The following is a 25850-nucleotide window of genomic DNA, read 5'->3' on the forward strand; positions in this document are numbered from 1 at the left end:
ATAAACGCAAGAGCATCACGAGACAAGGGGGAGACAATTTGGAATTCAGAGGAGCCATGGGTGGTATTTACCGCCTGACAGAGTGGATAACGCGTTTTGCTGCTACAAATTTATTGTGGGCGCTTTGTTCGTCGCCTTTTATTTTCTTCGTTATACTAAAGCTGATTGCGATGAGCAATCAATGGGCGGACAACTCCCTCGTTATGAATTATGCCATGGCTATTGTGGCACCGCTTACTTTATTCCCGGCCACTGCAGCAATGTTCACAGTAGTGAGAAAATGGGTTATGGGAGACAGTGATGTTCCCGTCTTCAAGACATTTTTTAGAGGCTACAGAGATAATTACAAGCAGAGTCTGGTTGGCGGTCTCTTTTATACAATGCTGATCGTCATCATGTATGTAGACTACACTATATATATGACTCAGCTCAAGAATCTGCAGCTGCTGGGCATTATCATGCTGATTCTGCTCATTATTCTCTTTGTATCCTTGTTCAACTTCTTCTCGATGGTTGCCCACTATCACATGACGATTGGACAGATTCTGAAGAATTGCATTTTGCTGACGCTAATTAGACCATTCCGTGTGTTCTCTACACTGATTGGCTGTGCAGTCCTTATTTATATCGGTATTCATTACCCCGTGCTCTATGTATTCTTCATTCCGTGTCTTATGGCCTGGTTAGCCTTCTTTAACTTCTATGGCACCTTCATGAAGATGCAGAGTCAAGCGGAGAAGCTGCAGCAGGATAAGGAAGGACAAGAGAAGACCGACTCGGAACCCGAGGAGAAGTAATGAATTGCTTATAATTAAGCTAATACTTTGTGCTGGATCACAATATAACAATTTAGCAGGCTCCCTTCGTGGAGTCTTTTTAAATTCTACACATTGGAAATTATGATTCTAGGTGCAATGGAGTTCATTTCTCTGTTCATGTGTTGGCTGCTGTTGCGCTAGCTTTTTTGACCGCTTACGGCAAGCTTGGTAGAATAGGTTAAGGTCTTCCTGACAGATGTTATTACTTCACTATAGATTGGGTGAGCTTGAAATGGTAAACAGCAACAAGCTATTGGATGTCTGGTCATCCTTGTCCTATATCCACTCCAATATTAATGATAAACTGGAACATGCCCTTCAGCATCATTATGGATTATCACTTAAAGAATTCTATGTTCTTTATTTCATTTCTGGCTCTGAAGATAAAAAAATGAGATTGCAGCACATTCAGGAGATGGTGGATTTGAGCCAAAGTGCTGTGTCGAGGCTCGTAGCGAGAATGGAAGCCGAAAATTGCAGGGCACTGCAGCGACATGTATGTGAGGATGACCGGAGGGGAGTCTATACTCAGATCACCGAGATTGGTGAGAAGAAGCTGGAGGGGGCGACAAGGGTCTTTCACGAGGTGCTGTCAGCCGAACTGGACAAGGATAGTGTGAAGTCAGAGTTGCAATCTCTTACACAAAAACTGTGATCAGGGAGATACAGCTTGGACGCAAGGTAGGGCGCTTCATCTGCTTGGGAGAAGGGCCTGTTTTTGCGTTTCTTGACGGGCACAACATTACCTACATTTCATGTATACTTAACCAAGTTAAATTGCATCCTATGAGTTATTGACAAATGCACTCAAAGTGCTAATATTATATGCATGCACATGCATTAATGCTATAAAATGAATTATTATAGATGGAGAGGAGCTTTTTCCGTGAAAGATTTGTTTACCCCATATAGCTTTAAGGCACTGAAGCTCAAGAATCGCATTGTAATGCCGCCTATGTGTCAGTATTCTGTAGAGCAAAAGGATGGCATTGCGACAGACTGGCACTATTTGCATTATGTTAGTCGAGCTATCGGTGGAACAGGCTTGATCATCATTGAGATGACAGATGTAGAGCCGGACGGACGTATTACGGACTATGACTTGGGATTGTGGTCTGATGAGCAGATCCCCGCTCTGAAAAGAATTGTGGATGCCTGCCACAGCTATGGCGCCAAGGTCGGTATTCAAATAGCTCATGCGGGACGCAAGGCTGAGGATGCTAAGGTGCCAGTCGCTCCTTCTGCCATCGCGTTCGATGAGAAATCTACACAACCTCGGGAGCTTACAACCTCAGAGGTCAAAGGTATGGTAGAGAAGTTCAGAGCTGCGGCAGCGCGTGCTGTACGGGCGGGATTTGATACGATTCAGATTCATGGCGCACATGGATACCTGATCCACCAATTCCACTCACCACTTACGAATAGACGAGAGGATGAGTATGGCCAGGACCTCACTCGATTTGGCCGCGAGGTCATTCAAGCCGTAAAGGCTGAAATGCCAGAGGATATGCCGCTGAGTATGCGGATTTCTGCCCAGGAATACGTTGATGGCGGATACGGATTAGAAGAAAGCACTGCTTTTGCCCAGGAGTATCAGCAAGCAGGCGTAGATATATTCGATGTCTCGGCTGGAGGCGAAGGACCGATCTCTGCATCTGGAAGACCAGGTACTCACGCAGCATATCAGGTGCCATTGGCTCGGGCCATCAGCCGTGCGCTGAATGTTCCGACAATTGCTGTAGGAAGATTGGATGATCCGATTCTGGCGAACGCCGTGATTGGCAACGAGGATGCAGAATTGGTGGCTGTAGGAAGAGGCATGCTAAGAAATCCACATTGGGCTCTTGAAGCTGCGGTAGCTTTGGGGAAAGAAACAGAAGTTCCAAAACAATATCTCAGGGGATTCTGATATGTCCCATCCGTCAAAATGTAAAGGTGAATAAACATTACTCGACATTCTTTACTTTTGCAGTATAAAAGCCTATAATAAGTTTAACATCCTGCTGTGTACGTCACGGTCATTCGTTGTTTTGAACCAATGACATTGTCTAGGGAGATTTATACGATCAGCGGCTGACATGCCCTGTCAATTCTGACATGGGGACTTCAAATGCGTGATCTGCGATCACCCACCTGCTGAAGCAGGTTCAGAAGACACTATGGTCGGACGGCATCGGCGGGTTACATAAGTAATTCATAACGCCTCTGTTTGTTTGACAAACAGGGGTGTTTTTTGTATGCAACAATGATACACTATGAACTAGGAATATATCAGTCACCTATTCATACAACAGTCACTATACAACATTTAAGCGTTTGCAACAAAACGCAGCTAACGGGTGACGGGGTGATTGTGAAGGAGGAAGTGTGTTGTCGTTAAAAAGGACTCTTGTGGGGATCATTCGCAGTCACGAAAGCACTGGTGATCGTGTTAAAGACCCTTTGCTGAAGACACGGTATTACAATCTGCCAAGGGACAAGGCCTGGGAGGAAATCTCCTCGACGTTGAAGAAAATTCCGGGATACAAGGTGCTTCATGAGGTAGCTTCGGTAGGTGAGATTACCCTTGAGAAGCGTACGCCATTCGGAAGACAAATTGATATCACCGTATCCATCGTATCGGTGTCTCCTGTCAAGAGTGCAGTGGACATCTATTCAGCCTCTCGCGGATCATTAGGCGATCTGGGGGGGAACTATCGAATTATTCTGCATCTGTTCGGCGTTCTTGAGAAGAAGCTCGCTGCATACCGGATCGATCAGTAGTATTCGTCCGGATGTCGTGCTTGGATCAGGTTCAATAACAAGGACCTCAATGGCCCGCCACTGGTGGGTGATTGAGGTCCTTTTCCTAATTTTGAGGCAGCTTAATGTTAAGATAATCTACGAACAGTAGCCTAATAATTGGGTAGACCTATTAGATGGAGGCTGTGCCTGAATGTCAGCAAGCTGCTACAGCATTCAACTACAGCAAGGCTTTGACGGCTCCAATAGCCTTCTCATAATCAGGATGATCTGTCATTTCTGTCAGATATTCTACGTAAGCGATCTTGTCATCTGCGTCGATAACAAAGATAGAACGCATATCCAGATGGAATTCCTTAATCAAGACACCATACGCCTTACCGAAGGAATGCTCCTTGTAGTCAGACAACGTCACTACACGGTCAACTCCCGCAGAACCGCACCAGCGAGCTTGGGCAAAAGGAAGATCGACGCTGACTGTCAGCACGATAACCTCATCACCAAGGCCTCCAGCTTCTACGTTGAATCTGCGGGTCTGTGCATCACACACACCAGTATCGAGTGAAGGGACTACACTGATCAGCTTGATTTTGCCCTTGTAATCGGCGAGAGACACCTCTTCACCAAGGCTCTTATGTATCTTGAAATCAGGAGCAGCGTCCCCAACCTTTAACTCGGGTCCGATCAGAGTAATTGGATTGCCTTTAAAATGAGCTGCACCGCTACGTTCTTGTGTCATGTGTAACTCCTCCTTATTAATATTGGTTTGATTAAATTGTGTACAACCTATTATATCGAATTACAGTAAGGATGTCTAATCACGGGTAGGGATTGCATTGACCTAACACCATGGAATGATTGGTGATTCCTGCCCAAATCTATTATAATCCTATTATAAGGGCGTATTATGCTTCTATACGATTTTAAGCTGACGTACTTGCTTTTTGCCCACAATATATGGAAATATAGAAATGGAATGAATGTATGAATATGTAATATGTAATATGTATCTTTAATTGATTGAAATCGGGCACGTGGGAATGGAATTGAATCGGAATTGTAAAATGTTGCGTATACATGAATGTAGATTTTAATCTATGGAAAGAAGTGGTCACTTGATATTTCTACGCAATGAAAATTGGAGAAGTTATCTTCGCTACTATCCAGTCACCTGTCTGATCTTGCTGGCCAATGTGGTCATGCATCTGATTGTATTTTGGAACGGTGGCTCCCAGGACAATAGAGTCCTGCTGAGGTTCGGTGCGTTACTTAATATGCCACCCTACAGTGAGGAGCTGTGGCGTAACGTTACCTCGATGTTTCTGCATTCGGGGTTCGATCACTTGTTCTTCAACTGCTTTGCTATCCTGATCTTTGCACCGCCGCTTGAGCGCTGGCTGGGTCCTTCTCGATATCTCTTGCTATATTTACTGAGTGGGATTGTGGGCAATGTGTTATCCACGGCTTACTATAATTCCATCTCACAGCCTACCCTTTCGGTGGGGGCATCAGGGGCGATTTATGGTATTTACGGGGCCTTCTTGTATATTTCCTTACTGCAGCGGCAGATTATTGACGAGGCCTCTCGTAAGACGCTGTATGTACTGCTAGTAATGGGGGTTATCTTATCCTTCACCCGCACGGAAGTGAGCTGGATGGGGCATCTGGGTGGCTTGCTGGGCGGATTCTTTATCTATGGACTTATCATTCGGCTATTGAAGCTGCCGCGGCGAAATAAGTCATGACAGGCTATCATAGTATGATTCGTAGGAATTGCGCAATTACAGATTGGAGCGAATAATCCGGTGGAATTAAGACAACTTCAATACTTTGTCAAGGTAGCACAAAAAGAGCACGTCACCCAGGCTGCGGAGGAGCTTCATGTCGCCCAGTCAGCGGTCAGCCGTCAGATTCATCAGCTGGAGCAGGAGCTCGGCGTGAATTTGTTCATGCAAAAAGGGCGTAATCTCCAGCTTACCCCTGTAGGACAGCTATTCTGCAAACGTGTAGAGACAATCCTGAAGGATTTGGAGAGAGCGGTACTGGAGGCACATGAATTTTTGGACCCGGAGCAGGGGGAGATTCGAATCGGCTTTCCGCATAGCTTGGGAATTCACCTGATTCCTTCGGTCGTGGCTTCCTTTCGCAATCGTTATCCGAATGTGAAATTCAGATTCAAGCAAGGGATGTATCCTTCACTTATTCGTGACGTATTGTCAGGGGAAGTGGACCTGGCCTTCGTCTCGCCTTTCCCGGGTAGTCATGACCAACTGGCTGGTGATATATTGCTGACAGAGGAGCTGCACGCAATTCTGCCTCCGAATCATCCTCTGGCAAGCAAAGAAAGCATACAGCTGAGTGAGTTGAAGCATGAGAAATTCATCCTGTTCGGAAACGGTTACTCACTAAGGCCCATTGTCTGGGAGGCATGCCTGGAGGCAGGCTTTACTCCGGAGATTGCTTTTGAAGGGGAGGAGACGGATACCATCCGTGGTCTGGTAGCGGCAGGAATGGGCGTGAGCCTGCTGCCAGAGATGGCATTGTTCCAGACGAATCCGTTGCAGCCTGCCAAGGTGCGGATTACGGAACCCAAGGTAACTCGCAGCATAGGGCTTATTTATCGAACGACTGATAAGCTCCCGCTTGTGGCCCAATCCTTCAGAACTTTCTTGCTTAGCTATTTCGGAATCCTACATTGTGACAAAACGAAAACCCCGACCGATTAACCGGTCGGGGCTTTTTGTCATGATGTGTCACTAAGAATCATTGAATATCTAGTAATACTGAATGCCTTGGATGTTCTACATGTTCTAGACACTCAGAATACTCAATTGTGCACTTGTTACTATTCCCGATTGTTCAAGAAAATCATGACGTATCGGATCAGCTCCAGCAGGGAGATCAGTGCAGCGGCAACATACGTAAGAGCGGCTGCGTTCAGGACTTTGGCAACGCCACGTTCTTCATCGTTACGGATATATCCTTCGGATACCATAATCTCACGCGCACGATTGGATGCATTGAACTCGACAGGCAACGTGATCAGTTGAAACGCTACTGTAACACTAAAGAATAGGATTCCAAGACCGATGAGATTGAAGGCCTGGAAGATAAATCCACCCATTAGCAAGAATGGTGCAAGGCCGGATGCAAAGTTCACGATCGGGAAAATGCGGTGACGGAGCACCAGCATCGGATAGTGTACTTTATGCTGGATAGCGTGACCTACCTCGTGGCAGGCGACGGAAATGGCCGAGATGGAACGTTCGTAATATACCGGCTCGGATAGGCGAACCACTCGATTAATAGGATCGTAGTGATCCGTCAGCTTGCCGCGTACGGGCTCGATCGGAACATCATGAAGGCCGTTGCTGTCCAGCATATTACGTGCGACCTCGTAGCCGGTCAAGCCTGCCTGATTAGCGGTTGTAGCCCATTTGTTAAAGGTGCCTTTAACCCGAAACTGGGCCCATAAAGAGAATAGAAAAGCAATAATAATCAGGATAAACATCCCATCAAAATACATCTATACAGTCCTCCTTGATAAATGATGAGTGTAAATGCGCTCACATCATGGTACTTCGCTCCAGCAGATATTTCAGGGCCTCAATACAGGCTGCGCTCTGAGGCAGGAGTCCTGTAAGCACCTTGCGGGCCTGAACAGGCTTTAGCTCCTTCAACAAAGGCTGTAGCTCGTGTACCTCGCGTTCCAGCCGCTGCATGTGCATTTGCAGGCTCGTCAGCTTATCAGTGACCTCTTCTTCTCCACAGGCTTCGTTCCATTTATGGAGCGTCTGCTTAATCTCTTCAAGACTATATTTGTCTTGCTTCATCTGATTAATACGTTCCAGTCTGACGAGGGTTTCATCATTGTACAGTCTGTAATTCTTCAATGAACGCTCTTCGGGAGTAATTAGACCGAGCTTAGTATAGTAGTCAATGGTCCGTTCACTTACAGAGGCAATTTTGGCTAGTTCGCCAATTCGGTATAGCTTCTTATCCCCATGTGTCTCACCTCGCGGTTCTGATGAATCTAAAGGCCGAATAGCAGGCCTTCTGCTGCTATTAATGATACATGATCCACAACCATACAGTCAAACGTCATGGTATTTGCTCATGTCAGATATAGATGATTCCAAGTGCTTGGGACCAAGGTCCTGAAGTTATTTTTAAAACTTTTGAAAAATTCTCTTGTCAACTTTCTTATCTTCTGCTTATAATGACAATAAGAGTTTCATGAGATGTAAAGAAAGATAACATTTAGGGGAGTGTTTTGGATGAAGAAAAATTGGTTCATCACTTTACTCGCAGCACTGATGGTTATGGCATTTCCTGTCGCTGCATTCGCAGCTGAAGAGGGTCCTTCAACTGCTGAACTGCAAGCTGGCTTGAACTCTACTTTCGTATTCATAGCCTTCATGCTTGTATTCTTCATGCAAGCGGGCTTTGCACTATTGGAAGCTGGTTCGACTCGAATGAAGAATGCAGGACATGTCGCTGGTCGTACGGTATTGACACTGGGAGTATCGGCTATCTCATTCTGGGCACTGGGCTTCGGGCTTGGCTTCGGAAATGACAACGGCAATGGGTTCATGGGACTGACGGGCTTCTTCCTGAGCGGTACGGATGCAGCGCCATCCTTCGATTCCCTATCTGGACTTGATATTCCGATTACAATTATGTTCTTGTTCCACTTTGCCTTTGCAGCAATCTCACTGGCGATCGCATGTGGTGGTATGGCTGAAAGAGCCAAACTCAGCGTATACATTATCTTCGGGGTACTGTTCTCCATCATTATTTATCCAATCGTAGCGCACTGGGTATGGGGCGGCGGCTGGCTGACACAAATGGAAATGCAGGACTATGCTGGCTCCACGGTAGTTCACTTGACAGGTGCTACAGCAGCGCTGGTAGCTACCATTATGCTGAAGCCTCGCTTGGGCAAGTACAATAAAGATGGTAAACCTAACATTATCCCTGGTCACAATCAGGTCTACTCTATTCTTGGTGTAATTATTCTCTGGTTCGGCTGGTATGGCTTCAACCCAGGATCTGCAGTATCCGCTATGGGTGATGGATTCTTCGGTTATGTGGCATTGACGACGACCCTGGCGGCGGCGTCTGGTGCGATTGCGGCACTACTGACCTCCTGGGCAGTATTTGGCAAGGCTGATATTCCTAGCATGCTGAATGGTGTGCTGGCTGCTCTCGTAGCCATTACTGGCTCCTGTGCTTTCGTAGCTCCATGGGCGGCGGTTGTAATTGGTGCCGTGGCAGGTATTATTACGTTCTTCACAGCACAATGGGTTGAGAAAAAGCGTATTGATGATCCGATCTATGCATTCTCTGTGCACGGTGTTGCGGGGATGTGGGGAGCAGTGTCCACTGGATTGTTCGCAACTCCGACTCTGGTTGAGATTACAGGTGTAGGTAGACCTGGTCTGTTCTATGGCGGTGGCTTCACTCAGCTCGGCGTACAAGTGCTTGGTGTCGTTGGAACCTTCATCTTCGTAGTGGTTGTCACTGCAATTATCCTGGGTGCCATCAAGGCAGCTGTAGGAATCCGCGTAACTGAAGAAGAAGAAACGATGGGTCTGGATCTGAGTGAGCATGGGACTTATGGATATCCTGAGCACATGAAAATGATTAACGATTCGGAAAAACGCATGTAATCTGTAGTTAGTGGGAAGGAGGCGGACAGATGAATTCACAGGTACCTTACGACATCACTTTTCAAGCTGTGCTTGAGGCGAGTTCTGCTGCAGAACTTAGGCAGGTCCGAATTACGGAGCAGAACCGACTGAATGACATCCGTCCGTCGTTCTCCATGAAAGATTGGATGCATATCGTGAACACCTTGCATGACAAGATAGCCATAAGAGCTGTAGAACTATGTGAACAAGGGATGGTAGAGGAAGGTCTAGGCCTTCCTCCCGTCCCTTATGCCTTTATAGCCTTTGGAAGTGCTGGTCGGTGTGAATCCACTTTATGGAGCGATCAGGATAACGGGATGATTATTAGTGATGAGCCTAATCCCAATAAAGAAGAATATTTCGCGCTCTTTGGTAGCAAGATCTCCAATCTGCTGGAGGGACTGGGGTATGCCAAATGTGAGGGAAAGGTCATGTGCTCTGAGCCTCTGTGGCGCAGGACGATAACGGAGTGGAAAGGGCAGTTGTCTGAGTGGGCTGGTGATTTCAGCTGGGAACCGATCCGTTATCTCATTATTGCCTCGGATATGAGGCACATAACTGGCGATGGAAGTCTGTCTCAGGCGTGGAAGCAGCAGTTCAGCGAACTGTTCAAGCAGCAACCGCGACTGCCAGAGGCTATTCTACGCAACACTGTCAAGCATAAGGCTACACTTAACGTCCTTGGCCAGATCGTGACGGAGCGATTCGGGGAGCATGCAGGAGACTTCGATATTAAATATGGTTGTTACATTCCGCTGGTTAATGCAGTCAGGTACATGGCCTTGCAGGATGGTGTGGAGGAGACATCCACATTGGGACGATTGCAGAAGCTTCGACTGCTGGACCCGGCCAATCCGCTACTGGATTCCTGTGAACGCGCCTTTGTCATAGCTCTTCAGCTCAGGGCAAGCACACCTTACGAGAATAGAGAGGGGCTATTGTTCAGCAGTGGATATATTCCAGTCAAACAGCTAAAGCAGCGCACGCTGTGGTATGAACTTCGAGAGAGTCTGGGCATCGTCAAACGTCTGCACAGAGTGCTGCAACGCCAGCTTCGATTTATGGAAAGGAGAGCCACATGAAAGAGCAGGTAAGGGGCAACGGAGGTTTTTGGAGTGCTTTTAGACGCGGTGGGATGCCCTCTGCAATTGCTTCGGTTCTTGGAGCCCCTACTGCTCAGCAAATGGCGTTCATTCGTCAACTGACGAGAGAGCAGCGCCGTTCAGAATCGCTCAGGGTTCCTCTGAAGGAATTGGAGACGGTAGTATTTGATCTGGAGACAACAGGGTTCTCCGCACAGCATGGGGATGAGATTCTATCCTTTGGTGCAGTGCGAGTCGTTGGAGATACCATTGTTGAGAAAGAGCAATTCTATAGTCTTGTTAATCCGAATACGGACATTCCTCCCCATATCTCAGAGCTTACAGGCATAACCCAGGAAATGACGACAGATGCTCCAGCATTGATTGATGCCTTACATGATTTTATGTCCTTTGTAGGAGGCAGTGTACTGGTTGCGCATGCCAGCTCACATGATAAGGCTTTTCTAAATGCAGCGCTATGGAAGACCTCCAAGGTACAGCTGACACATAGAGTGATTGATACGATGATGCTGGCGCGTTGGCTGGAGCCACAGCCTGGCAATTATAATTTGGACGACCTGCTGTTATCGAATGGCATTCCAATTCAAGGAAGACATCACGCACTAGAGGATGCACTTATGACGGCACAGCTATGGGTGCTCTACATGCAGGAGCTCATGGAGCGTGATGTTATGAATTTGGCAGATCTATATAATCAACTTAGTCATGCTTAAGCTGGATTGGTTCGAGGCCAAGCTGCAGGTCGGACTTGGGGATGACACTGTAGCAATTGATATGTAAGTTGGGTTCAGCTTCATCAGAGAGGCCAATAATGAGATAGGCGTATATCAACTGACCGAAGAGCTGCAGATCCCTCAGATCACGAGGAGATGGTGTAGGTGCGGATGAAGGGTGAGAATGGAATATACCCAGCATTCGGTTCTGATGCTGCATCGCAAGTCTAACCCAGGTGTGTGGCTCTAGCTCAAAATGGTGCAGCGGGTCAGGCGCTACGTTGCGAACGGGGAGGACCTCCTCGATTTGCATGCCGCCCGCTGCATATTTTCCAAGCAACACACCGCAAATTTCTGTCGGTTGGTGCTGCTGTGCCAGGTGCTTCAGCTGTGTGAGCATAGCATGATTCATCTGCACATGCGCTAGGCGCCGTAAGTGATTTGCCATGTTGTACCCCTCTCTTTTTTTTCTTGAAGGCTCCATACTTCATTTAGTATGGAGTCATTTTTTTATTAAAGGAATGGGCAGGATGATGTCAACATTCTTTTTATAATAGCATGTCACGAATATTCTTGTATGCTCATAGAAACGGGAGAGGCTGGGCATACTAGCTGGCGATCAAAAGTATGAGGAGAATTGCCATGCTAACCAAGCGTCTGTCGATACACAATAAGGCTCCAGTTACTAAATGGTCCGTCTGTGTGCTACTCATTGGTATAAGTACTCTGGTATTCAGTAGACCTGTAGATGCTTATATAGCCCCGATAGTCTCAATAGCTGGGCAGTCATTCGGTGAAGTAATTAGTGATGATCATTCGCTTGGTCGAAGTGATTCAGAGGATGCCATCCCAGCTATTGAGCTCGGTAAGAGACGACATGCTAGTGCAAAAGAAGAGGGACACTCAGGGTCAAAGGATGAATTGCATCAAGCTCTGGGGAGTGCTGAACCAACTGCAGCTTTTGTGTGGGCAGGCCAACATGTTCCTGCTTTTGCGGCTCAAGGGAAGGAAGGCTTTATGCTGCAGCCCGGACAACAGGCTCCGTCCTTTCAGCTAGAAGGAATTAATGGGGACAGCTATTCTCTCTCAAATAAACCTGTTAAGCCTGTGCTGATTAATTTCTGGGCCTCCTGGTGTGATCCTTGTCGACTTGAGGCTCCGATTCTGAATCGCCTGTACGATCAATATCATTCCAGGCTGGAGATCTTTGGGGTGAATGCCACAAAGTATGACCGCCAAAAGGATGCAAAGCAATTTGTCGCGTCTCTGGGCCTAAAATATCCGATATTAATGGATCAAAAGGGTGAGGTTTTCAGCACGTACAAGGGGATGGCCTTCCCGATGAGTATTCTTGTCGGTACGGATGGCCGGGTTAAAGAGGTCATGCTGGGTATGTTCCATGAGGAGGAGCTGGAGGCTAGAATTCTAAAGGTGCTAGATGCTGAGAAACAGCTAGTACCTTGACCATGATCAAATGGGATGGAGAAAAAACAAGCCGAGAAAGCAAGGTACGTTCCTTGCCTCTCGGCTTGTTGCTTGTATGTCACACAACTGCTACGGTCACAATTACTCGGATAGTCCATAATTACAACGCTGACATTGACTTAATGTAGAGATGGGCTACTAGTGATTGACTATACCGCGCTTGTGGACGGACAGGTTCCCATCTTCGACTTCAGTAAGCTCTTCAGCCAGCAACGCATGACGGAAGCTGTCCACCAGCGCCTCCCAGCTCGCTTCGATGACGTTCCCTGATACACCGACTGTACTCCAAGCGTGCTCATAATTTTTGGATTCAATTAATACGCGTACCTTGGCTGCTGTGGCATCATTCTCATCCAGAACACGCACCTTATAGTCAGACAGGTGCATCTCGCGAAGAGAAGGGAAGTATTGAACCAATGCTTTACGCAGTGCGTTATCGAGTGCATTTACGGGTCCGTTACCTTCTGCGGCAGTGTAAACGCTGGTTCCTCCAACATTCAGCTTAACGAACGCTTCAGAGACTGTTGGCCGGCCAGCAGACTTTTCCACTAGCATCTTGAAGGATTCGAAGGCGAACAGCTCCTTGACCTCTCCACTAGCTTCACGAATTAGCAGCTCCAATGATGCATCTGCCCCTTCGAACTGGTAACCCTGATGCTCCAGATCCTTGATCCGGTCAATGACGCCCCGAGTATCCGGACTGGTCGGGTCCAGTTCAATGCCCATGTCCTTCGCTTTGGACAGAATATTGCTCTGACCAGCCAGCTCGGATACGAGGATTCGCTGCTTATTCCCGACTAATTCAGGTGCAATGTGCTCATAGGTACGGGAGTCGCGCATAATGGCGGATACATGAATACCTCCCTTGTGAGCAAACGAAGCATTACCAACGTAAGGCTGGTTCACAGGCATGTTCACATTTGCGACTTCGCTGATGTAACGAGCCGTGTTGGTGAGCTGCTTCAAACGCTCCTCCGGGATACAGTCATAGCCAAGCTTGAGTTGCAGATTCGGAATGACAGAGCACAGATTCGCATTTCCACAACGTTCACCCAGACCATTGATGGTCCCCTGTACCTGTCTGGCCCCTGCTTGCACGGCACTTAGCGTGTTGGCTACAGCAAGCTCACAGTCATTGTGGGTATGCACGCCGAGATGAGCAGTCGTGAGCTGTCCAGTCAGCTTGGTTACGATGTCATGCACCTCATGAGGCATGGTGCCTCCGTTGGTATCACACATAACGACCCAGTCAGCTCCAGCCTCCTCAGCCTTCTTCATAACTGCTGCCGCATACTCTGGATTGTGCTTGAAGCCATCAAAAAAATGCTCAGCATCGAAAATGACCTCCATGCCTCCTTGCTTCAGGAAGGCGATCGAATCATGAATCATGGCCAAATTCTCCTCCAGGGTGGTCTGAAGGGCGGTGTGCACGTGGAAATCCCAGGATTTGCCGACCAAGGTGGCGACTTGTGCCCCCGACTCCAGAATCCGTTGAAGATTGGCATCCTGTGCTGCTATGCTGTCCTTGCGACGTGTGCTTCCAAAGGCGACAATTTTGGCATCCAGTCGGAGTTCCTGAACTCGTTTGAAAAATTCAATGTCTTTACTGTTGCTTCCCGGAATTCCGCCCTCAATATAATGAACACCGAGTTCATTGAGCTTCTTGGCAATCTTCAGTTTGTCGTCAGCCGAGAGGCTGATGCCCTCCCCTTGTGTTCCGTCACGTAGGGTGGTGTCAAAAATAGAAATAACCCTTGACATCATGTTCCTCCTTGGAGATTGGCATGCAGCAGATCGCGTGGAAAATTCTGCTGTACAGCGTTTGTGTGTTAAAGAATTTTATAATTTTCGATTATACCAAGTAATTACGGAAAGTGTAACATAAATTCAGTAATTTAGGGGGACAATGCTCAGAAGATTGTGTACAATAGTGCTTATGGGAACAAAGTGCGAACAGATGCAAGTTCAGAAACTGACAATAAAGAAGGGATGCATGTGAGGAACGTCAGCGATTATTATCCCAAGGACGGACGGGTCATCCTGCATGTTGATATGAACGCTTTTTATTGCTCTGTGCACGCCGCAGAGGAGCCTGAGGTCTATAAAGGACGGCCTACGGCGGTTGCTGGCAGCAGCGAGCTGCGCAGGGGGATTATTGTTACCTGCTCATATGAGGCCCGCAAATACGGCGTTACTACAGGCATGGTCGTGCGAGAGGCGCTGCGACTCTGTCCTCAGCTCACGCTGATCAGGCCGAACTTCCAGCTCTACCGTCAGTATTCCAAGGCATTTATGAATATAGCCTACTCCTACACCCCGCTGCTGGAGGCTACGTCTATTGATGAATGCTATTTGGATATCAGCGGCTCAAGCCAGTTCGGCACGCCAGTCGAGATTGCTGAGGCGATGCAGCAGCGAATCCAGGATGAGCTGGGCCTTCCTTGCTCTATAGGCATTGCACCTAACAAGCTGCTGGCCAAGATGGGCTCAGATATGAAGAAGCCTAATGGGATTACCATCCTCAGGCTGCGGGATGTGCCTCGTGTGCTGTGGCCATTACCATGCTCACAGCTGTTCGGGATTGGACGCAAGACGGCTGACAAGCTACTGCGCATGAATATCCGTACGATCGGAGAGCTGGCGGTAGCTGAGGAGAAGCTGCTCATCGAGCAGTTCGGGGTGAATGGATCGTGGATGAAGCTTGCGTCTAATGGAATAAGCCATTCTCCCGTGAACCCGGTCCGCGAGCCGAATAAATCCATTGGACATGCGACGACACTTCCGCTGGATGTCAACAAACCTGAGGATATTCGGCGCATACTGCTGAACATTAGTGATCAGGTAGCTCGCCGCTTGCGAAGACAGGGACTGCTTGCAGGCGGAGTCCAACTCACGATGCGTACACCCGAGATGAAGACCTATACGCGATCGCATACGCTGGAGACGCACACCGAGGATGCGGAGCAGATTTATAAGGAGGCCTGCAGGCTGTACCAGCAGCATTGGAACAGCGACAAGCCCGTGCGTCTTCTCGGAATTACTCTCCAGCAGCTGATTCCCAAGGAGGAGGCAGCCGTACAGCTTGACCTATTTAGCTATGATAAGGCCCCTAAGAAGGAGAGTCTCATCAAGGTGATGGATACATTAAGGGACAAATTCGGAGAGAGCGCCGTGCTTACCGCTGGTATGCTGGGAGATGATCCATCCGTGCTGCTGCGTAATCCAAAGCTGCGAGGAACCTCGCTGCAGAAGGACAATCTGGAGACACCAGGATAAGGTTTGTACAGAAATCAATTGAATTTATAAGTCTATTGTATTAGAATGTTGTAGATAGAGTGTTCAAAAATAGTTAGATTGCCGGACCGGCATCGCACGGAGCAATGTAGATCTGGCTTTATTTATAGGAGGAAGAGAGCTATGGCTAAGTACACTTGGGTAGAGAAGGATACCTGTATTGCTTGCGGCGCTTGTGGCGCTACTGCACCAGACATTTATGACTATGATGATGAAGGTCTGGCAGAGGTAATTTTCAATGGCGATGAGAATAGAGGCGTAATCGCTATTGATGAAGACATGTATGATGATATGCAGGATGCATGTGATGGCTGCCCTACAGATTCCATCAAGATTGCTGACGAGCCTTTCAACAAATAAGAGCTTAACTGTTCATTACGATCAGTGTGTAAGGATAAGACATCTTTTGCCAAGCGGCGAGGGGTGTCTTTTTGCTTATGGAAATTCAGGCGCTTGTGACCGATATACTGATATAGAGGTATTTTTAGATAAAAGAATTTATAATTCTTTAGTGGGCTGAACCATTCGATTATCGCAAGAAAAACATCCATTAAACGCAGTCTGTCTTCTGAGAAAGCACCTCGATAGACGTTTTTCCTATGAACCGGGACTACAATCCATACGTCCTTCAGTAAGGATATACAGGACATGAATACGAATAGGAAAGTTATCAGCATACATAGCATATCTAAGCCTGAAGTGGTCGTGGAGGTCGATTATGAACAATCCGAATGAGTTGAAAGCGTATGTAAAAAAGCATCCTGACAATAAAATGGGATGGTATCTGCTGGGGAAGGAATATGAGCGCAGCGGGCAGGCCGGGAAGGCCAATTATTGCTTCAATCGGTCGGGGGAAGTATTCGAGGCCTTCGAGCGTAAGCAGGTTCCGGCTGACGTCCTGCTGGATTATCAGAACAAGCTGGAAGAGATGGCCAAGGAAAAGGCTCGAAAGCATACCCGTTATCGTAAAATGCTGGTGGCGTGTATCCTGCTGCTCCTCATGCTCGTTCCGTCATCTTATGCGCCTGGTCTTGCTCGATTCCTGAGCGAGACAGCCTTAACGGCGGAGAGCGGATCAACCCGTCCGAATGATACGGAAGTAGCAGTGCCTGCGGGAACAACATCAGGGGGGAAGGGAGGAGCCGGCGCTGGATTGGACATGCCTGCTGAGGCGTTCACAGCTATCAATTCGGCCAAAGGCAAGGATGGAGCTCGCATCATCAGCCTGCTGAAGAGGCAAGGCTCGCTGCCGGAGCAGACCATTGTCCTTGGTATGAGAGAAGACAGTGGCTGGCTCCTCTGGGATCGACAGCTGAAGCCTGCTGTCACATTAACCAAGGCAGGTGAGGGACGGACTGAGGTTCAGTCCTATGACCCGGAGCAATGCAGCTGTGAGCCGCCTTCCCCTTCCATATCTACTGCGAAGGTAGCTGCCTGGTCAGTTGGACAGGAGGAGCTTGCGGTGCTAAGTAGTGCGATGATGGCATACCGAACAAAGCACGGCAAGCTGCCCGAGAGTGCTGGTGAGATGATGGGCGATTTTCCAAATAATCTGTTATACGGAACTACACCTGCAATGGAGACGGCTTTCAAGCCGATCTATCGGCAGTTGGCTGCACGGGAGCAGAGCCCGGGGGTATCAGTCCAGCCTGATGGAGATGCGCTCCAGCATCCCACGCTCGCTGCGACGCTTGACGCACAACCTTTCTTTGATGAACCGCTACGTATCGTCGTGGATAAGTCCAAGCATCGGTTAGCTGTGGTTAGCGGGGACGTGCTGATCAGGAATTACAGGGTTGGTCTGGGAGGAGACAAGACACCAGAGGGAACATTCGTCATCTCCGATAAGGTTGTTAACCCAAACGGAAAATCGAACGGGGAGTTCGGCAGCAGAGGCATGCAGCTCTCGGATACGAATTATGCCATCCATGGTACGAATGAGCCGAATAGCATCGAGAAGGATGAATCACTCGGATGTATCCGCATGACCAAGGCGGATGTAGAGGAGCTATTTGCACTTGTACCAGCCGGTACGTCAGTTGAGATTTTGCAAGGGGCGGGGCTGCCCGATGAGGTGCGTGCCCCCGAAATCCGGTACACCAGCAAACCGATGGGTGACCAGACTAACCCCCGCAAGGTCTATCACTGGCTTCACTGAACCGCGCGATTGGCCAGCAGTATAACGATAACGATTAACAACACGAGCCCGACGAAGCTGGCCGCAGTCCACATGATGGCCTTGCGGTTCACTTCCTCCTTTTTCTTCTGCATGGTAGGTGGCTTGCGTTTCACAGACATCGGATACCCTTCTTTCTTGTGATAGGTCAATATAACATCATTGTAAACGCTTTGCAGACAGGCTTTCAACAACGAACCTGTGAATTACAGTGATTGAAATGACTTTCTTTTTCCATTAGAAAAAGCTAAACTGTTTCTTAGAAGTCTTGTTCCCGTGGGGAGCAAGACGGATTAGAACGGAGTGGATGAGTTGCTGTATCAAAATTTTGCGAAACCCTTCTTTTTTAAAATGGACCCCGAACGGGCCCATCATGTGGTGATGGATGGCATGAGGCAAGCTGCACGGCTGCCTGGCGGAGCATCCCTGCTGCGAGCAATGTACGGTGTCAAGGAAACGGACGATATGGCTCAGGAGCTGTGGGGACTACATTTCCCCAATCCCATTGGTCTTGCGGCAGGCTTGGACAAGAATGCCGAGGCCGTGGAGGGCTTCTCTTCGATTGGCTTCGGATTCATGGAGGTAGGTACAGTAACTCCGCTTGCACAGCCTGGCAATGAGCTACCTCGCCTGTTCCGTCTTCCACCAGATCGCGCGCTGATTAACCGTATGGGCTTCAATAATGAAGGGACCCAGCAGATGGCCAGCAGGCTGTCAGCGTTGTACGAACATAGAATTCCCGTCGCCGTGAATATCGGCAAAAATAAGATTACCCCCAATGATGAGGCATATAAGGATTATGAGAAATGTATTTCCTCATTATACCCGTATGCTGATTTTTTTGTGGTCAATATCAGTTCTCCGAATACACCGGATCTGCGCAAGCTACAGCATGGTGATGATTTGAGCATTTTGCTGCAAGCCGTGAAGAAGCAGATGAATGTAGAAGCTGAGCGCTATGGCAAGGCAAAAGCAGTATTGGTCAAAATTGCGCCGGATGTCACAGACGAAGAGCTTGAATATATGACTGCGGCTATCAAGGATAGTGGTGTAGACGGAATTATCGCTACGAACACGACAATCTCCAGAGATGGACTCACGCATCCCAATGCCAAGGAGACCGGCGGTCTGAGCGGCATTCCAGTGCGCGAGCGCTCAACAGAGGTCATTCGCAAGGTGTACCGCCAGACGGGAGGCAAGCTGCCCATTATTGGCGTCGGCGGTGTATTCGATAGTCAGGATGCATACGATAAAATAAGAGCAGGGGCAAGCCTGGTCGAGATCTACACAGCTCTGATCTATGAAGGTCCGGGAGTGAACCGTGCTATTATCAGTGGGCTGCGTGAGCTGCTGAGACGTGACGGTTATTCTCATATCCGTGAGGCGGTAGGAGCTGATCATAACTAGGCTGGAAGGATAGACAGGAGGCAAGGAGATTTATGGACGGAAGAGATTGGGGAACATTTTTGCTCCCGTACGAGCAGACCGTCGAAGAGCTGAAGGTGAAGTTCAAGACGATGCGTGCGGAATTGAAAAAGCGTGAGGAGTATGCACCGATTGAATTTGTAACTGGTCGTGTGAAGAAAATCTCCAGCATTCTAGACAAGGCTGATCGACTACAGGTGCCACTCGATCAGATCGAGCAGGGCATCGAGGATATAGCCGGTATCCGGATTATGTGTCAATTTGCGGAGGATATCCGCAGGGTGGCTGAATACATCCGACGGCGTAAGGACCTCACTGTCCTCTATGAGAAGGATTACATCACTAATTATAAAGAGAGCGGCTATCGCAGCTTCCATATGATTATTAAGTACCCAGTACAGACTGCGCTAGGACAGAAGATTGTGCTGGCTGAAATCCAAATTCGCACCCTCGCAATGAACTTCTGGGCTACCATCGAGCATTCACTTAGCTACAAATATAGAGAGAGCTTGCCTGAAGAGATGAGAAATCGTCTGAAGAAAGCGGCTGAGGCGGCCTTTATACTCGATAATGAAATGTCAGCCATTCGTCTGGAGATTCTAGATGCGCAGAAGGCGTTCGAGGATGATGCGAATATCGTCTCCAAAGTGCTTGCAGTCATGCACAGGCTGTATTTCCATCACAAGGTGAGTGAAGCGATTGAAGCACAGCAGCGCTTCAATGAGCTATGGGTGCAGCGTGATATGGACGGCATGAAGAAGCTGTTTGACGATATCCGGGAGATGCTGGATCAGGGGAAAAATGAAGAGGAACGGGACGAGGTATAGTTATGCCTGCTAAGTATGATCGACTGTATCTTGCTTATCTGATCTACTTCAATCGAGACCATGATTACTTCGAGTGTCATGAAGTGATGGAGGAGCTGTGGCTGAAGCAAGACCGAGACCCTGTCCTTAAGGGCTTGTTGCAGGTCGCCGTCGGGTTGTTTCATTTCCGGAACGGGAACATCCGCGGCGGGCTCATGATGCTGCAGAGCGCACGTGAGAAGCTCCAGAAGGCGTCACCAGAGATAACAGCCGGGCTGGGCATCGATCTGATCCGGCTCTTGTCTGACGTCCAGAGTTATATAGCACAGTTGGAACGCCTTGGCTCACGACTGGAGGCACAGGCTGTCTATGAGGATATGACGATTCATATTACCGATGAGAACCTGCAGCACAAGCTTGACGCGATGGCTCCCTCTCTTCAAGTCAACATTCCGCAGCAGCGTGTTCCACAACGTGGGCCCAAGCATGAGGAGCGTCTGCAGGTGCTCGCTAGCAGGGAATCCAAGGGAGCTGAGACGAACAGAAAGAGCCAGGCATAGGGCTGGACGCAGGTCAAGCCTAGTCAGGTATTCAGTACAAAAAAAGACCGATTCAAGGCTGGGTAGCCCATTACGGGGCTGTCCTTGTGAGCCTTGTCGGTCTTTTTGAAGTCTATACGAGTCTTGCTTAAGAGGATACCATCTTGGAATTATGCCTCAAAGCTTAACGGATGCTGGATGAATGAATCAGGACCCTGCGGGCTTATGCTTCGCAAAGAATTCCTTGAAGTCCTCCAGCTGGTAGCCGTTATCGCCAGCTGTCTCTTGCAGACCACCTACCATGCGTTCTTTTTCAACGCCATTTTCATAATAGACAAGCGTAGGGGTGTACTCGATCTTGTATTGATTCCAGCCTTCTTCGAATTCACGAAGATTATACTGGGGGAGATCTATGCCAGCATCCTTGGCCAATGGCATGAGCTCAGGAGTGGTCACACGACAATGCGGGCAATCTGAGGCAAAGAAGTACACAAAGAAGCTCTCTTTGTTATCAATCTTGCTCTTCATTGCGGCAGGCAGGATAATATTCTGGTAATTCGGATCGTTCAAAATCTCGCGGGTAGCCGGGTTCATGGAAGATACGGACTTGCCGTATAGTTCATTCTTGGTTCCGGAGTTCAGCCCGATCAGTAAGCCGATCAGTATCGCTAGTACCGCAAAAAAGCTGATAACAGGTACAAGCTTCTTGTTCTTAGATTTCAATACAATCTCTCCTATCTGGCTTGTATATAGTATATGTCAACAATGACGATCTCATTATACAACATTACAGGCTGTAGTGAAACAAGCATCCGAAATCTAGCTGGAACTAGACCAATGAACAGTGCATGATGGAGATTTGATATTCCGAATGCTATATTAGAGCATGTGTAACTTTTGCTAACAAACCAATATTCATATCACCAAGAACAGGATGATTACATTATGGGCGTACAGCTCCCATCAACATTTATAGAGAGAATGCATCAGCTACTGGGCAAGGAATTCGATGACTTTATGTCCACGTATGACCATACCCCTCATGCAGGCCTGCGGGTCAATGAACTTAAAATTTCCTTGGATGAATTCGCGAAGCTGGCTCCGTTCGAGCTTAGACCCATTCCGTGGTGTGAGACGGGGTTCTATGTGCCTTATGGGATCAAGCCGGGGCTACACCCTTATTATCACACCGGACTGTACTACATTCAGGAGCCAAGCGCTATGGCCCCGGTTGAGCTGTTGGCTGTTCAGGAGCATGATCGGGTGCTGGATCTATGTGCTGCTCCTGGAGGTAAATCTACCCAGATTGCAGCGAAGCTTCGAGGGACAGGGGTACTGGTGACGAATGACATTCATGCGGATCGAACCAAGGCGCTTACCAAAAATATTGAGCTATACGGCGTGCGCAATGCAGTTGTTCTGAACGAACAGCCAGAGCGGATCGCTGCGGCATTTCCGGCTTTTTTTGATAAAATCCTGATCGATGCTCCTTGCTCGGGTGAAGGAATGTATCGTAAGGATGAGGATATGGTGAAAAGCACTGTCACAATTGCGGATTGTGTCATCATGCAGCGTGATATTCTCCATTGGGCAGCGAACATGCTGGCGCCTGGGGGAACGATGGTCTATTCGACTTGCACCTTTGCGCCTGAAGAGAACGAAATGATGATTGCGGAGTTTTTAAATACGCATCCAGACTACAGCATCGTTGAGGTACCGGTGCGGCACGGATTTGCTTCAGGCAGACCCGATTGGATACCAGCAAGCGATCAGAGTGCTGGAGATGCATTGGCTGGCACAGTCAGACTATGGCCACATCGGCTGGAGGGTGAAGGGCACTATGCTGCTGTGTTGCGCCGTAATGGCGGAGCAGAAGCTTCACCTGAGACTCATGGGACGATGGAAGCATCCTCGGTGCTCGATTTGCCAGATCATGCTGGATTGGAAGCTGAGTCTGGTATATCCAGTATGCCAGACTCAGCCATAGCCTCAAAATCAAGGTCAACAGGGAATCTGTCTAGTGCTGCACAGTCTGTACGGGGCTCAGAGGATTCTATGCGGGTCCGCAAGGGTAAAGGTGGACCTGCCCGTCATGGTACACAAGCAGAGCTGGAGCGAGGGCAGAGCAGGCATGGCCGAAGCAAAGGTGCGGCAAGCTCCAAGCAGCGTAGTGGCTCAGGAGCGAGCCAACGATCGGGTCGAGAGAAGGAACAGGCATCACTCACTTCCTACGATGAGTTCATACAAGAGCAGCTTCATTTGACCCTTCCAGGCGAGACGATTATGTATGGTGATCGCATCTATCAGTCTCCCTTGTCTTCTACCCGACTGGAGGGCCTTAAGGTAGTCCGACCAGGCTGGTACATGGGTAAGCTGAAGAATGGTCGCTTCGTGCCCTCACAGCCACTTGCAACAGCACTGCGTTCGCAGGAGGCAATTCGGGTTATTACGCTGGATTCCCGTCAGCCTGAGGCTGTACGCTACCTTAAGGGAGAGACACTGGAGATACCAGCTGACCGGATAACCTATCCTCACGGGAATGAGCGAGGCAGCAAGGGCTACACACTGATCTGCATAGATGGCTACGCAGCAGGCTGGGGCAAATGGCAGAACGGCATGTTGAAGAATGAATATCCTTCCGGCTGGAGGTGGACCTCAGTATGAGTGGACAAGACAATAATAAGGCAGATATCCAAGGAAGTACCGCACGTAACCCGAAAGGCAAGCAGACCCAGCGTCTGGATAAAATATTGAGCCATATGGGGATTGGTACTCGCACAGAGATCAAAAGAATGGTTAAGCAGGGTGCCGTGACTGTGAATGGGGCGGTGGTCAAGGATAGTGGGATGCAGGTGCATCCTGTGGACGATCAGATCGAGGCTGCCGGGCAGATCGTCCGATTCAAAGAATTCATCTATCTGATGCTTCACAAGCCGCCAGGCGTAGTCTCGGCTACAGAGGACTTGCGGGAGCGGACAGTAGTGGATCTGCTGGCGGAGGAGGACCGACAGTTCTCTCCTTTTCCTGTAGGGAGACTCGACAAGGATACAGAGGGTCTGCTTCTGCTCACTAATGATGGCAAGCTTGCTCATGAGCTGCTATCACCCAAGCGTCATGTCCCGAAGAGGTATGAAGCCACTGTACGAGGGGATGTAAATGCAGAGGACATTACTCGATTCAGCGAAGGGGTAACTCTAGATGACGGCTACGTAACGATGCCTGCCGAGTTGACTATTCTGAGGCAAGAGCAGGATGAGGATTCTGACTCCGTCATATCATATATAGGGCTCATCATTCATGAAGGGAAGTTCCATCAGGTGAAGCGAATGTTCGAGGCTGTAGGCAAGAAGGTAATCTATCTGAAAAGAACAGATATGGGCTCGCTCCATCTTGACCCAACATTGCCCATCGGCACTTATCGGGAGCTGACGGATGCTGAATTAAGTCTGCTGCAGCGAGAAGAAGCTACGGCAGAATAGGTGGATGGGCCAAAGGAAGCTTACAGGGTGGATGAACTGTAAATGCAAACGAAAAAACACATCGAAAAAACACATAACAGGGTTATAGCCCTGTCATGTGTCGTAGTCCTTTCGGCAGACGGTTCTTGAGCTGTCCTCCGCTTGCTTTGGCCCAGCCCAAAGGGATACCGTCAGCGCTGACGAGTACCCAGCCTTGAAGTGGCAGGTCTGTATTCAGCGTCTCGCCCTTCAGATAGGCTTGGACCTGCTCAGATGAAGCAGATAGCAAGCAATGCTGAGCAGCCTGCTCTGGAAGAAGTGCCAGAGCCAAAGCGTGTGCAGGCTCGAAGCGCCCTTTCTTAGCCTCACCCAGATGTAAGCCAGGTCGTGGAAGCTTGAGCCCCTTCATCTCCGCGTCGTGCAATCGGATTCTAGCTCCGTCGGGAAGGTAGTAGAGCGATTCACCGAACAGTAGCGGACGACCAGGACCCAAGGTGAAATCCTTCAATGCTTCAGCTGCCCAGTCCTGGTAAGCCCGCCATGCATGCTCAAGCTCCCGGCTCCCCATGCGGCTGTCATGCTTTTTCGCCTTTGTCGGACGGATATGCCGCTCACGATCCTCTCCTGACTGGGAGGGCTCGTCAGACCGTTTGTGGAGTACAGCAACGAAGTGACCCTCCCCGCGTTCCAGATGCGGCCAGACTCTTTCTGTATGGAGCAGCTCCATATCTGGATATTCCGATACGAGCCAATCCATCATTCCCTCATTTTCAGTCTGGTTAAAGGTACAGGTAGAATAGGCAAGCGTGCCCCCGGGCTTAAGCAGTCGGTGTACCTCGTGTAAAATATCCTGCTGGCGAGATGCGCACATCTCTACTAGCCCCGGATTCCAATCTCTAACGGCATCAGGGTCCTTACGGAACATCCCTTCACCAGAGCAGGGGGCGTCTAGCATAATCCGATCAAAGCTGCCGGCAAAGCGAGCTGACAAGCCTTCAGGCGTGCTGCTGGTGACGATGACATTCGCCAGTCCCATTCGCTCTACGTTCTCTGCCAATACCTTGGCTCGCGCCGGGTGGATCTCGTTGGAGACGAGCAGACCATGACCACCAAGCTTGGCAGCAATATGTGTCGTCTTTCCTCCAGGAGCAGCAGCCATATCGAGCACAGTCTCGCCGGGCTGAGGGTCAAGCAGCTCTACGGCAGACATGGCGGACGGCTCCTGAATATAGTAAAGTCCTCCTGTATGATACGGATGCTTGCCTGGACGAACAGGCTCCTGATAGTAATAGCCTTCAGAGCACCAAGACACCGGAGCTAACTGCCATTCCTGAATGAGCTGTTCACGCAGTTCGGGCGTTATTTTTGCAGGATTCAGGCGTATTCCCTGTACCCTTGGCTGATGGTAGCTATCGAGAAAAGCAGGAGCCTCGCTACCTAGTAGCTCTGTGATTTGCTGTATATAAGCGCCAGGAAGCGGCGGCTTGTCTATATTCATTTCCATTTACTCCTTTGCGATCTACATTTAATCCCATACAATTTCATGCAATTTCATACAACCCGTACAAATCTATACGAATTCATACAATCCGTAGTTC

Annotated in this window: 26 protein-coding genes and 1 other RNA gene; 19 read left to right on the plus strand and 8 right to left on the minus strand. The window is 48.9% G+C overall.

Features of this window, described 5'->3' with window-relative positions:
* Positions 1 to 38: 38 nt before the first annotated feature.
* The 5 genes from K331_RS0123510 (at position 39) to K331_RS0123525 (ending at position 3581) form a co-directional block, all read left to right on the plus strand.
* On the plus strand, positions 39 to 797 hold the full coding sequence (locus tag K331_RS0123510; RefSeq protein WP_028592159.1) for a YesL family protein: 759 nt from the start codon (positions 39 to 41) through the stop codon (positions 795 to 797).
* Between the two features lie 253 nt (positions 798 to 1050).
* Positions 1051 to 1473: a MarR family winged helix-turn-helix transcriptional regulator gene (locus K331_RS0123515; protein WP_028592160.1), complete on the plus strand. Its 423-nt coding sequence runs from the start codon at positions 1051 to 1053 to the stop codon at positions 1471 to 1473.
* A 231-nt stretch (positions 1474 to 1704) separates the two neighbouring features.
* On the plus strand, positions 1705 to 2727 hold the full coding sequence (locus tag K331_RS0123520) for an NADH:flavin oxidoreductase/NADH oxidase (protein ID WP_028592161.1): 1023 nt from the start codon (positions 1705 to 1707) through the stop codon (positions 2725 to 2727).
* Positions 2728 to 2812: 85 nt separating this feature from the next.
* A non-coding RNA gene (gene ssrS, locus K331_RS31690) (6S RNA) lies at positions 2813 to 3005 on the plus strand.
* 183 nt (positions 3006 to 3188) lie between these two features.
* Positions 3189 to 3581, plus strand: a complete 393-nt coding sequence (locus K331_RS0123525) for a DUF1499 domain-containing protein (protein ID WP_025681441.1) — start codon at positions 3189 to 3191, stop codon at positions 3579 to 3581.
* Positions 3582 to 3780: 199 nt separating this feature from the next.
* On the opposite strand, the gene tpx is transcribed toward K331_RS0123525, so the two are convergent.
* A complete protein-coding gene (gene tpx, locus K331_RS0123530) occupies positions 3781 to 4299 on the minus strand; it encodes a thiol peroxidase (protein WP_028592162.1) in 519 nt (172 codons plus the stop codon).
* 376 nt (positions 4300 to 4675) lie between these two features.
* Here tpx and K331_RS0123535 point away from each other — a divergent pair, with 376 nt between their 5' ends.
* Both K331_RS0123535 and K331_RS30345 read left to right on the plus strand, forming a co-directional pair.
* On the plus strand, positions 4676 to 5305 hold the full coding sequence (locus K331_RS0123535) for a rhomboid family intramembrane serine protease (RefSeq protein WP_028592163.1): 630 nt from the start codon (positions 4676 to 4678) through the stop codon (positions 5303 to 5305).
* A 60-nt stretch (positions 5306 to 5365) separates the two neighbouring features.
* Positions 5366 to 6286 (plus strand): LysR family transcriptional regulator, encoded by a 921-nt coding sequence (locus tag K331_RS30345; RefSeq protein ID WP_018885908.1) that lies wholly within the window; start codon positions 5366 to 5368, stop codon positions 6284 to 6286.
* Between the two features lie 119 nt (positions 6287 to 6405).
* Here K331_RS30345 and K331_RS0123545 read toward each other — a convergent pair whose 3' ends face one another.
* Together K331_RS0123545 and K331_RS0123550 are read right to left on the minus strand one after the other, a co-directional pair.
* Positions 6406 to 7086: a zinc metallopeptidase gene (locus tag K331_RS0123545; protein ID WP_028592164.1), complete on the minus strand. Its 681-nt coding sequence runs from the start codon at positions 7084 to 7086 to the stop codon at positions 6406 to 6408.
* A gap of 40 nt (positions 7087 to 7126) precedes the next feature.
* Positions 7127 to 7606 carry a MerR family transcriptional regulator gene (locus K331_RS0123550; RefSeq protein ID WP_033413083.1) on the minus strand — a complete coding sequence of 160 codons (480 nt, stop codon included), beginning with the start codon at positions 7604 to 7606 and terminating at the stop codon, positions 7127 to 7129.
* 231 nt (positions 7607 to 7837) lie between these two features.
* Here K331_RS0123550 and K331_RS0123555 point away from each other — a divergent pair, with 231 nt between their 5' ends.
* Genes K331_RS0123555 through K331_RS0123565 form a run of 3 tightly spaced genes read left to right on the plus strand, consistent with a single transcriptional unit; the run spans position 7838 to position 11069 of the window.
* Positions 7838 to 9232, plus strand: a complete 1395-nt coding sequence (locus K331_RS0123555; RefSeq protein ID WP_028592165.1) for an ammonium transporter — start codon at positions 7838 to 7840, stop codon at positions 9230 to 9232.
* Between the two features lie 29 nt (positions 9233 to 9261).
* Complete coding sequence (locus K331_RS0123560; protein ID WP_036635679.1) at positions 9262 to 10335, plus strand: DUF294 nucleotidyltransferase-like domain-containing protein; 1074 nt, start codon at positions 9262 to 9264, stop codon at positions 10333 to 10335.
* Positions 10332 to 11069 (plus strand): exonuclease domain-containing protein, encoded by a 738-nt coding sequence (locus K331_RS0123565; RefSeq protein WP_018885903.1) that lies wholly within the window; start codon positions 10332 to 10334, stop codon positions 11067 to 11069. Before K331_RS0123560 ends, K331_RS0123565 begins: the two co-directional genes overlap by 4 nt.
* Here the strand turns inward: K331_RS0123565 and K331_RS31160 are convergent.
* Positions 11056 to 11517 (minus strand): M67 family metallopeptidase, encoded by a 462-nt coding sequence (locus K331_RS31160; RefSeq protein WP_051289992.1) that lies wholly within the window; start codon positions 11515 to 11517, stop codon positions 11056 to 11058. The genes K331_RS0123565 and K331_RS31160 overlap by 14 nt on opposite strands.
* Positions 11518 to 11711: 194 nt before the next feature.
* On the opposite strand from K331_RS31160, the gene K331_RS31165 reads away from it, so the two are divergent.
* A complete protein-coding gene (locus K331_RS31165) occupies positions 11712 to 12533 on the plus strand; it encodes a TlpA family protein disulfide reductase (RefSeq protein ID WP_051289993.1) in 822 nt (273 codons plus the stop codon).
* A gap of 159 nt (positions 12534 to 12692) precedes the next feature.
* On the opposite strand, the gene cimA is transcribed toward K331_RS31165, so the two are convergent.
* A complete protein-coding gene (gene cimA, locus K331_RS0123580; protein ID WP_028592167.1) occupies positions 12693 to 14315 on the minus strand; it encodes a citramalate synthase in 1623 nt (540 codons plus the stop codon).
* A gap of 234 nt (positions 14316 to 14549) precedes the next feature.
* Between cimA and K331_RS0123585 the strand changes: the two genes are divergently transcribed.
* The 3 genes from K331_RS0123585 (at position 14550) to K331_RS0123595 (ending at position 18006) form a co-directional block, all read left to right on the plus strand.
* Positions 14550 to 15830, plus strand: coding sequence for a DNA polymerase IV (locus tag K331_RS0123585; protein WP_028592168.1), 1281 nt, complete (start codon positions 14550 to 14552; stop codon positions 15828 to 15830).
* Positions 15831 to 15971: 141 nt separating this feature from the next.
* The gene (locus K331_RS0123590; protein ID WP_018885898.1) at positions 15972 to 16208 is read left to right on the plus strand and encodes a ferredoxin; all 237 of its coding nucleotides are present in this window, start codon (positions 15972 to 15974) and stop codon (positions 16206 to 16208) included.
* A 358-nt stretch (positions 16209 to 16566) separates the two neighbouring features.
* Positions 16567 to 18006 (plus strand): L,D-transpeptidase, encoded by a 1440-nt coding sequence (locus K331_RS0123595; protein ID WP_028592169.1) that lies wholly within the window; start codon positions 16567 to 16569, stop codon positions 18004 to 18006.
* Here the strand turns inward: K331_RS0123595 and K331_RS32335 are convergent.
* Positions 18000 to 18146 carry a hypothetical protein gene (locus tag K331_RS32335; RefSeq protein WP_018885896.1) on the minus strand — a complete coding sequence of 49 codons (147 nt, stop codon included), beginning with the start codon at positions 18144 to 18146 and terminating at the stop codon, positions 18000 to 18002. The genes K331_RS0123595 and K331_RS32335 overlap by 7 nt on opposite strands.
* Positions 18147 to 18336: 190 nt before the next feature.
* Between K331_RS32335 and K331_RS0123605 the strand changes: the two genes are divergently transcribed.
* From K331_RS0123605 to K331_RS30360, 3 genes are read left to right on the plus strand one after another with little or no spacing between them, the layout of a single operon-like run.
* The gene (locus K331_RS0123605; protein WP_028592170.1) at positions 18337 to 19431 is read left to right on the plus strand and encodes a quinone-dependent dihydroorotate dehydrogenase; all 1095 of its coding nucleotides are present in this window, start codon (positions 18337 to 18339) and stop codon (positions 19429 to 19431) included.
* A gap of 32 nt (positions 19432 to 19463) precedes the next feature.
* Entirely contained in the window at positions 19464 to 20276 is an 813-nt protein-coding gene (locus K331_RS0123610) for a GTP pyrophosphokinase (protein WP_028592171.1), read from the plus strand.
* Between the two features lie 2 nt (positions 20277 to 20278).
* A complete protein-coding gene (locus tag K331_RS30360) occupies positions 20279 to 20815 on the plus strand; it encodes a DUF309 domain-containing protein (protein WP_036635682.1) in 537 nt (178 codons plus the stop codon).
* 186 nt (positions 20816 to 21001) lie between these two features.
* Here the strand turns inward: K331_RS30360 and K331_RS0123620 are convergent, their stop codons facing one another.
* The gene (locus tag K331_RS0123620; protein WP_018885892.1) at positions 21002 to 21517 is read right to left on the minus strand and encodes a thioredoxin family protein; all 516 of its coding nucleotides are present in this window, start codon (positions 21515 to 21517) and stop codon (positions 21002 to 21004) included.
* Between the two features lie 222 nt (positions 21518 to 21739).
* On the opposite strand from K331_RS0123620, the gene K331_RS0123625 reads away from it, so the two are divergent.
* Together K331_RS0123625 and K331_RS0123630 are read left to right on the plus strand one after the other, a co-directional pair.
* Positions 21740 to 23458 (plus strand): RsmB/NOP family class I SAM-dependent RNA methyltransferase, encoded by a 1719-nt coding sequence (locus K331_RS0123625; RefSeq protein ID WP_028592172.1) that lies wholly within the window; start codon positions 21740 to 21742, stop codon positions 23456 to 23458.
* Positions 23455 to 24273, plus strand: coding sequence for a pseudouridine synthase (locus K331_RS0123630; protein WP_051289994.1), 819 nt, complete (start codon positions 23455 to 23457; stop codon positions 24271 to 24273). The genes K331_RS0123625 and K331_RS0123630 overlap by 4 nt, the downstream gene beginning before the upstream one ends.
* Before the next feature lie 82 nt (positions 24274 to 24355).
* Here the strand turns inward: K331_RS0123630 and K331_RS0123635 are convergent, their stop codons facing one another.
* On the minus strand, positions 24356 to 25750 hold the full coding sequence (locus tag K331_RS0123635; protein ID WP_051289995.1) for an RsmF rRNA methyltransferase first C-terminal domain-containing protein: 1395 nt from the start codon (positions 25748 to 25750) through the stop codon (positions 24356 to 24358).
* Positions 25751 to 25850: the final 100 nt, after the last annotated feature.

Origin of the sequence: Paenibacillus massiliensis subsp. panacisoli DSM 21345, from assembly GCF_000426545.1 — a bacterium.
GTDB lineage: Bacteria > Bacillota > Bacilli > Paenibacillales > Paenibacillaceae > Paenibacillus > Paenibacillus panacisoli.

Bases quoted from the DNA above. Each gene is read 5' to 3' on its own strand.
- K331_RS0123635 (WP_051289995.1), bottom strand. From the start codon at position 25,750: ATGAATATAGACAAGCCGCCGCTTCCTGGCGCTTATATACAGCAAATC.
- K331_RS0123515 (WP_028592160.1), top strand. From the start codon at position 1,051: ATGGTAAACAGCAACAAGCTATTGGATGTCTGGTCATCCTTGTCCTAT.
- K331_RS0123610 (WP_028592171.1), top strand. From the start codon at position 19,464: ATGGACGGAAGAGATTGGGGAACATTTTTGCTCCCGTACGAGCAGACC.
- K331_RS31160 (WP_051289992.1), bottom strand. From the start codon at position 11,517: ATGGCAAATCACTTACGGCGCCTAGCGCATGTGCAGATGAATCATGCT.
- K331_RS0123625 (WP_028592172.1), top strand. From the start codon at position 21,740: ATGGGCGTACAGCTCCCATCAACATTTATAGAGAGAATGCATCAGCTA.
- K331_RS0123555 (WP_028592165.1), top strand. From the start codon at position 7,838: ATGAAGAAAAATTGGTTCATCACTTTACTCGCAGCACTGATGGTTATG.
- K331_RS30360 (WP_036635682.1), top strand. From the start codon at position 20,279: ATGCCTGCTAAGTATGATCGACTGTATCTTGCTTATCTGATCTACTTC.
- K331_RS0123595 (WP_028592169.1), top strand. From the start codon at position 16,567: ATGAACAATCCGAATGAGTTGAAAGCGTATGTAAAAAAGCATCCTGAC.
- tpx (WP_028592162.1), bottom strand. From the start codon at position 4,299: ATGACACAAGAACGTAGCGGTGCAGCTCATTTTAAAGGCAATCCAATT.
- K331_RS0123590 (WP_018885898.1), top strand. From the start codon at position 15,972: ATGGCTAAGTACACTTGGGTAGAGAAGGATACCTGTATTGCTTGCGGC.
- cimA (WP_028592167.1), bottom strand. From the start codon at position 14,315: ATGTCAAGGGTTATTTCTATTTTTGACACCACCCTACGTGACGGAACA.
- K331_RS0123545 (WP_028592164.1), bottom strand. From the start codon at position 7,086: ATGTATTTTGATGGGATGTTTATCCTGATTATTATTGCTTTTCTATTC.
- K331_RS31165 (WP_051289993.1), top strand. From the start codon at position 11,712: ATGCTAACCAAGCGTCTGTCGATACACAATAAGGCTCCAGTTACTAAA.
- K331_RS0123560 (WP_036635679.1), top strand. From the start codon at position 9,262: ATGAATTCACAGGTACCTTACGACATCACTTTTCAAGCTGTGCTTGAG.
- K331_RS0123630 (WP_051289994.1), top strand. From the start codon at position 23,455: ATGAGTGGACAAGACAATAATAAGGCAGATATCCAAGGAAGTACCGCA.
- K331_RS0123565 (WP_018885903.1), top strand. From the start codon at position 10,332: ATGAAAGAGCAGGTAAGGGGCAACGGAGGTTTTTGGAGTGCTTTTAGA.
- K331_RS32335 (WP_018885896.1), bottom strand. From the start codon at position 18,146: ATGTCTGTGAAACGCAAGCCACCTACCATGCAGAAGAAAAAGGAGGAA.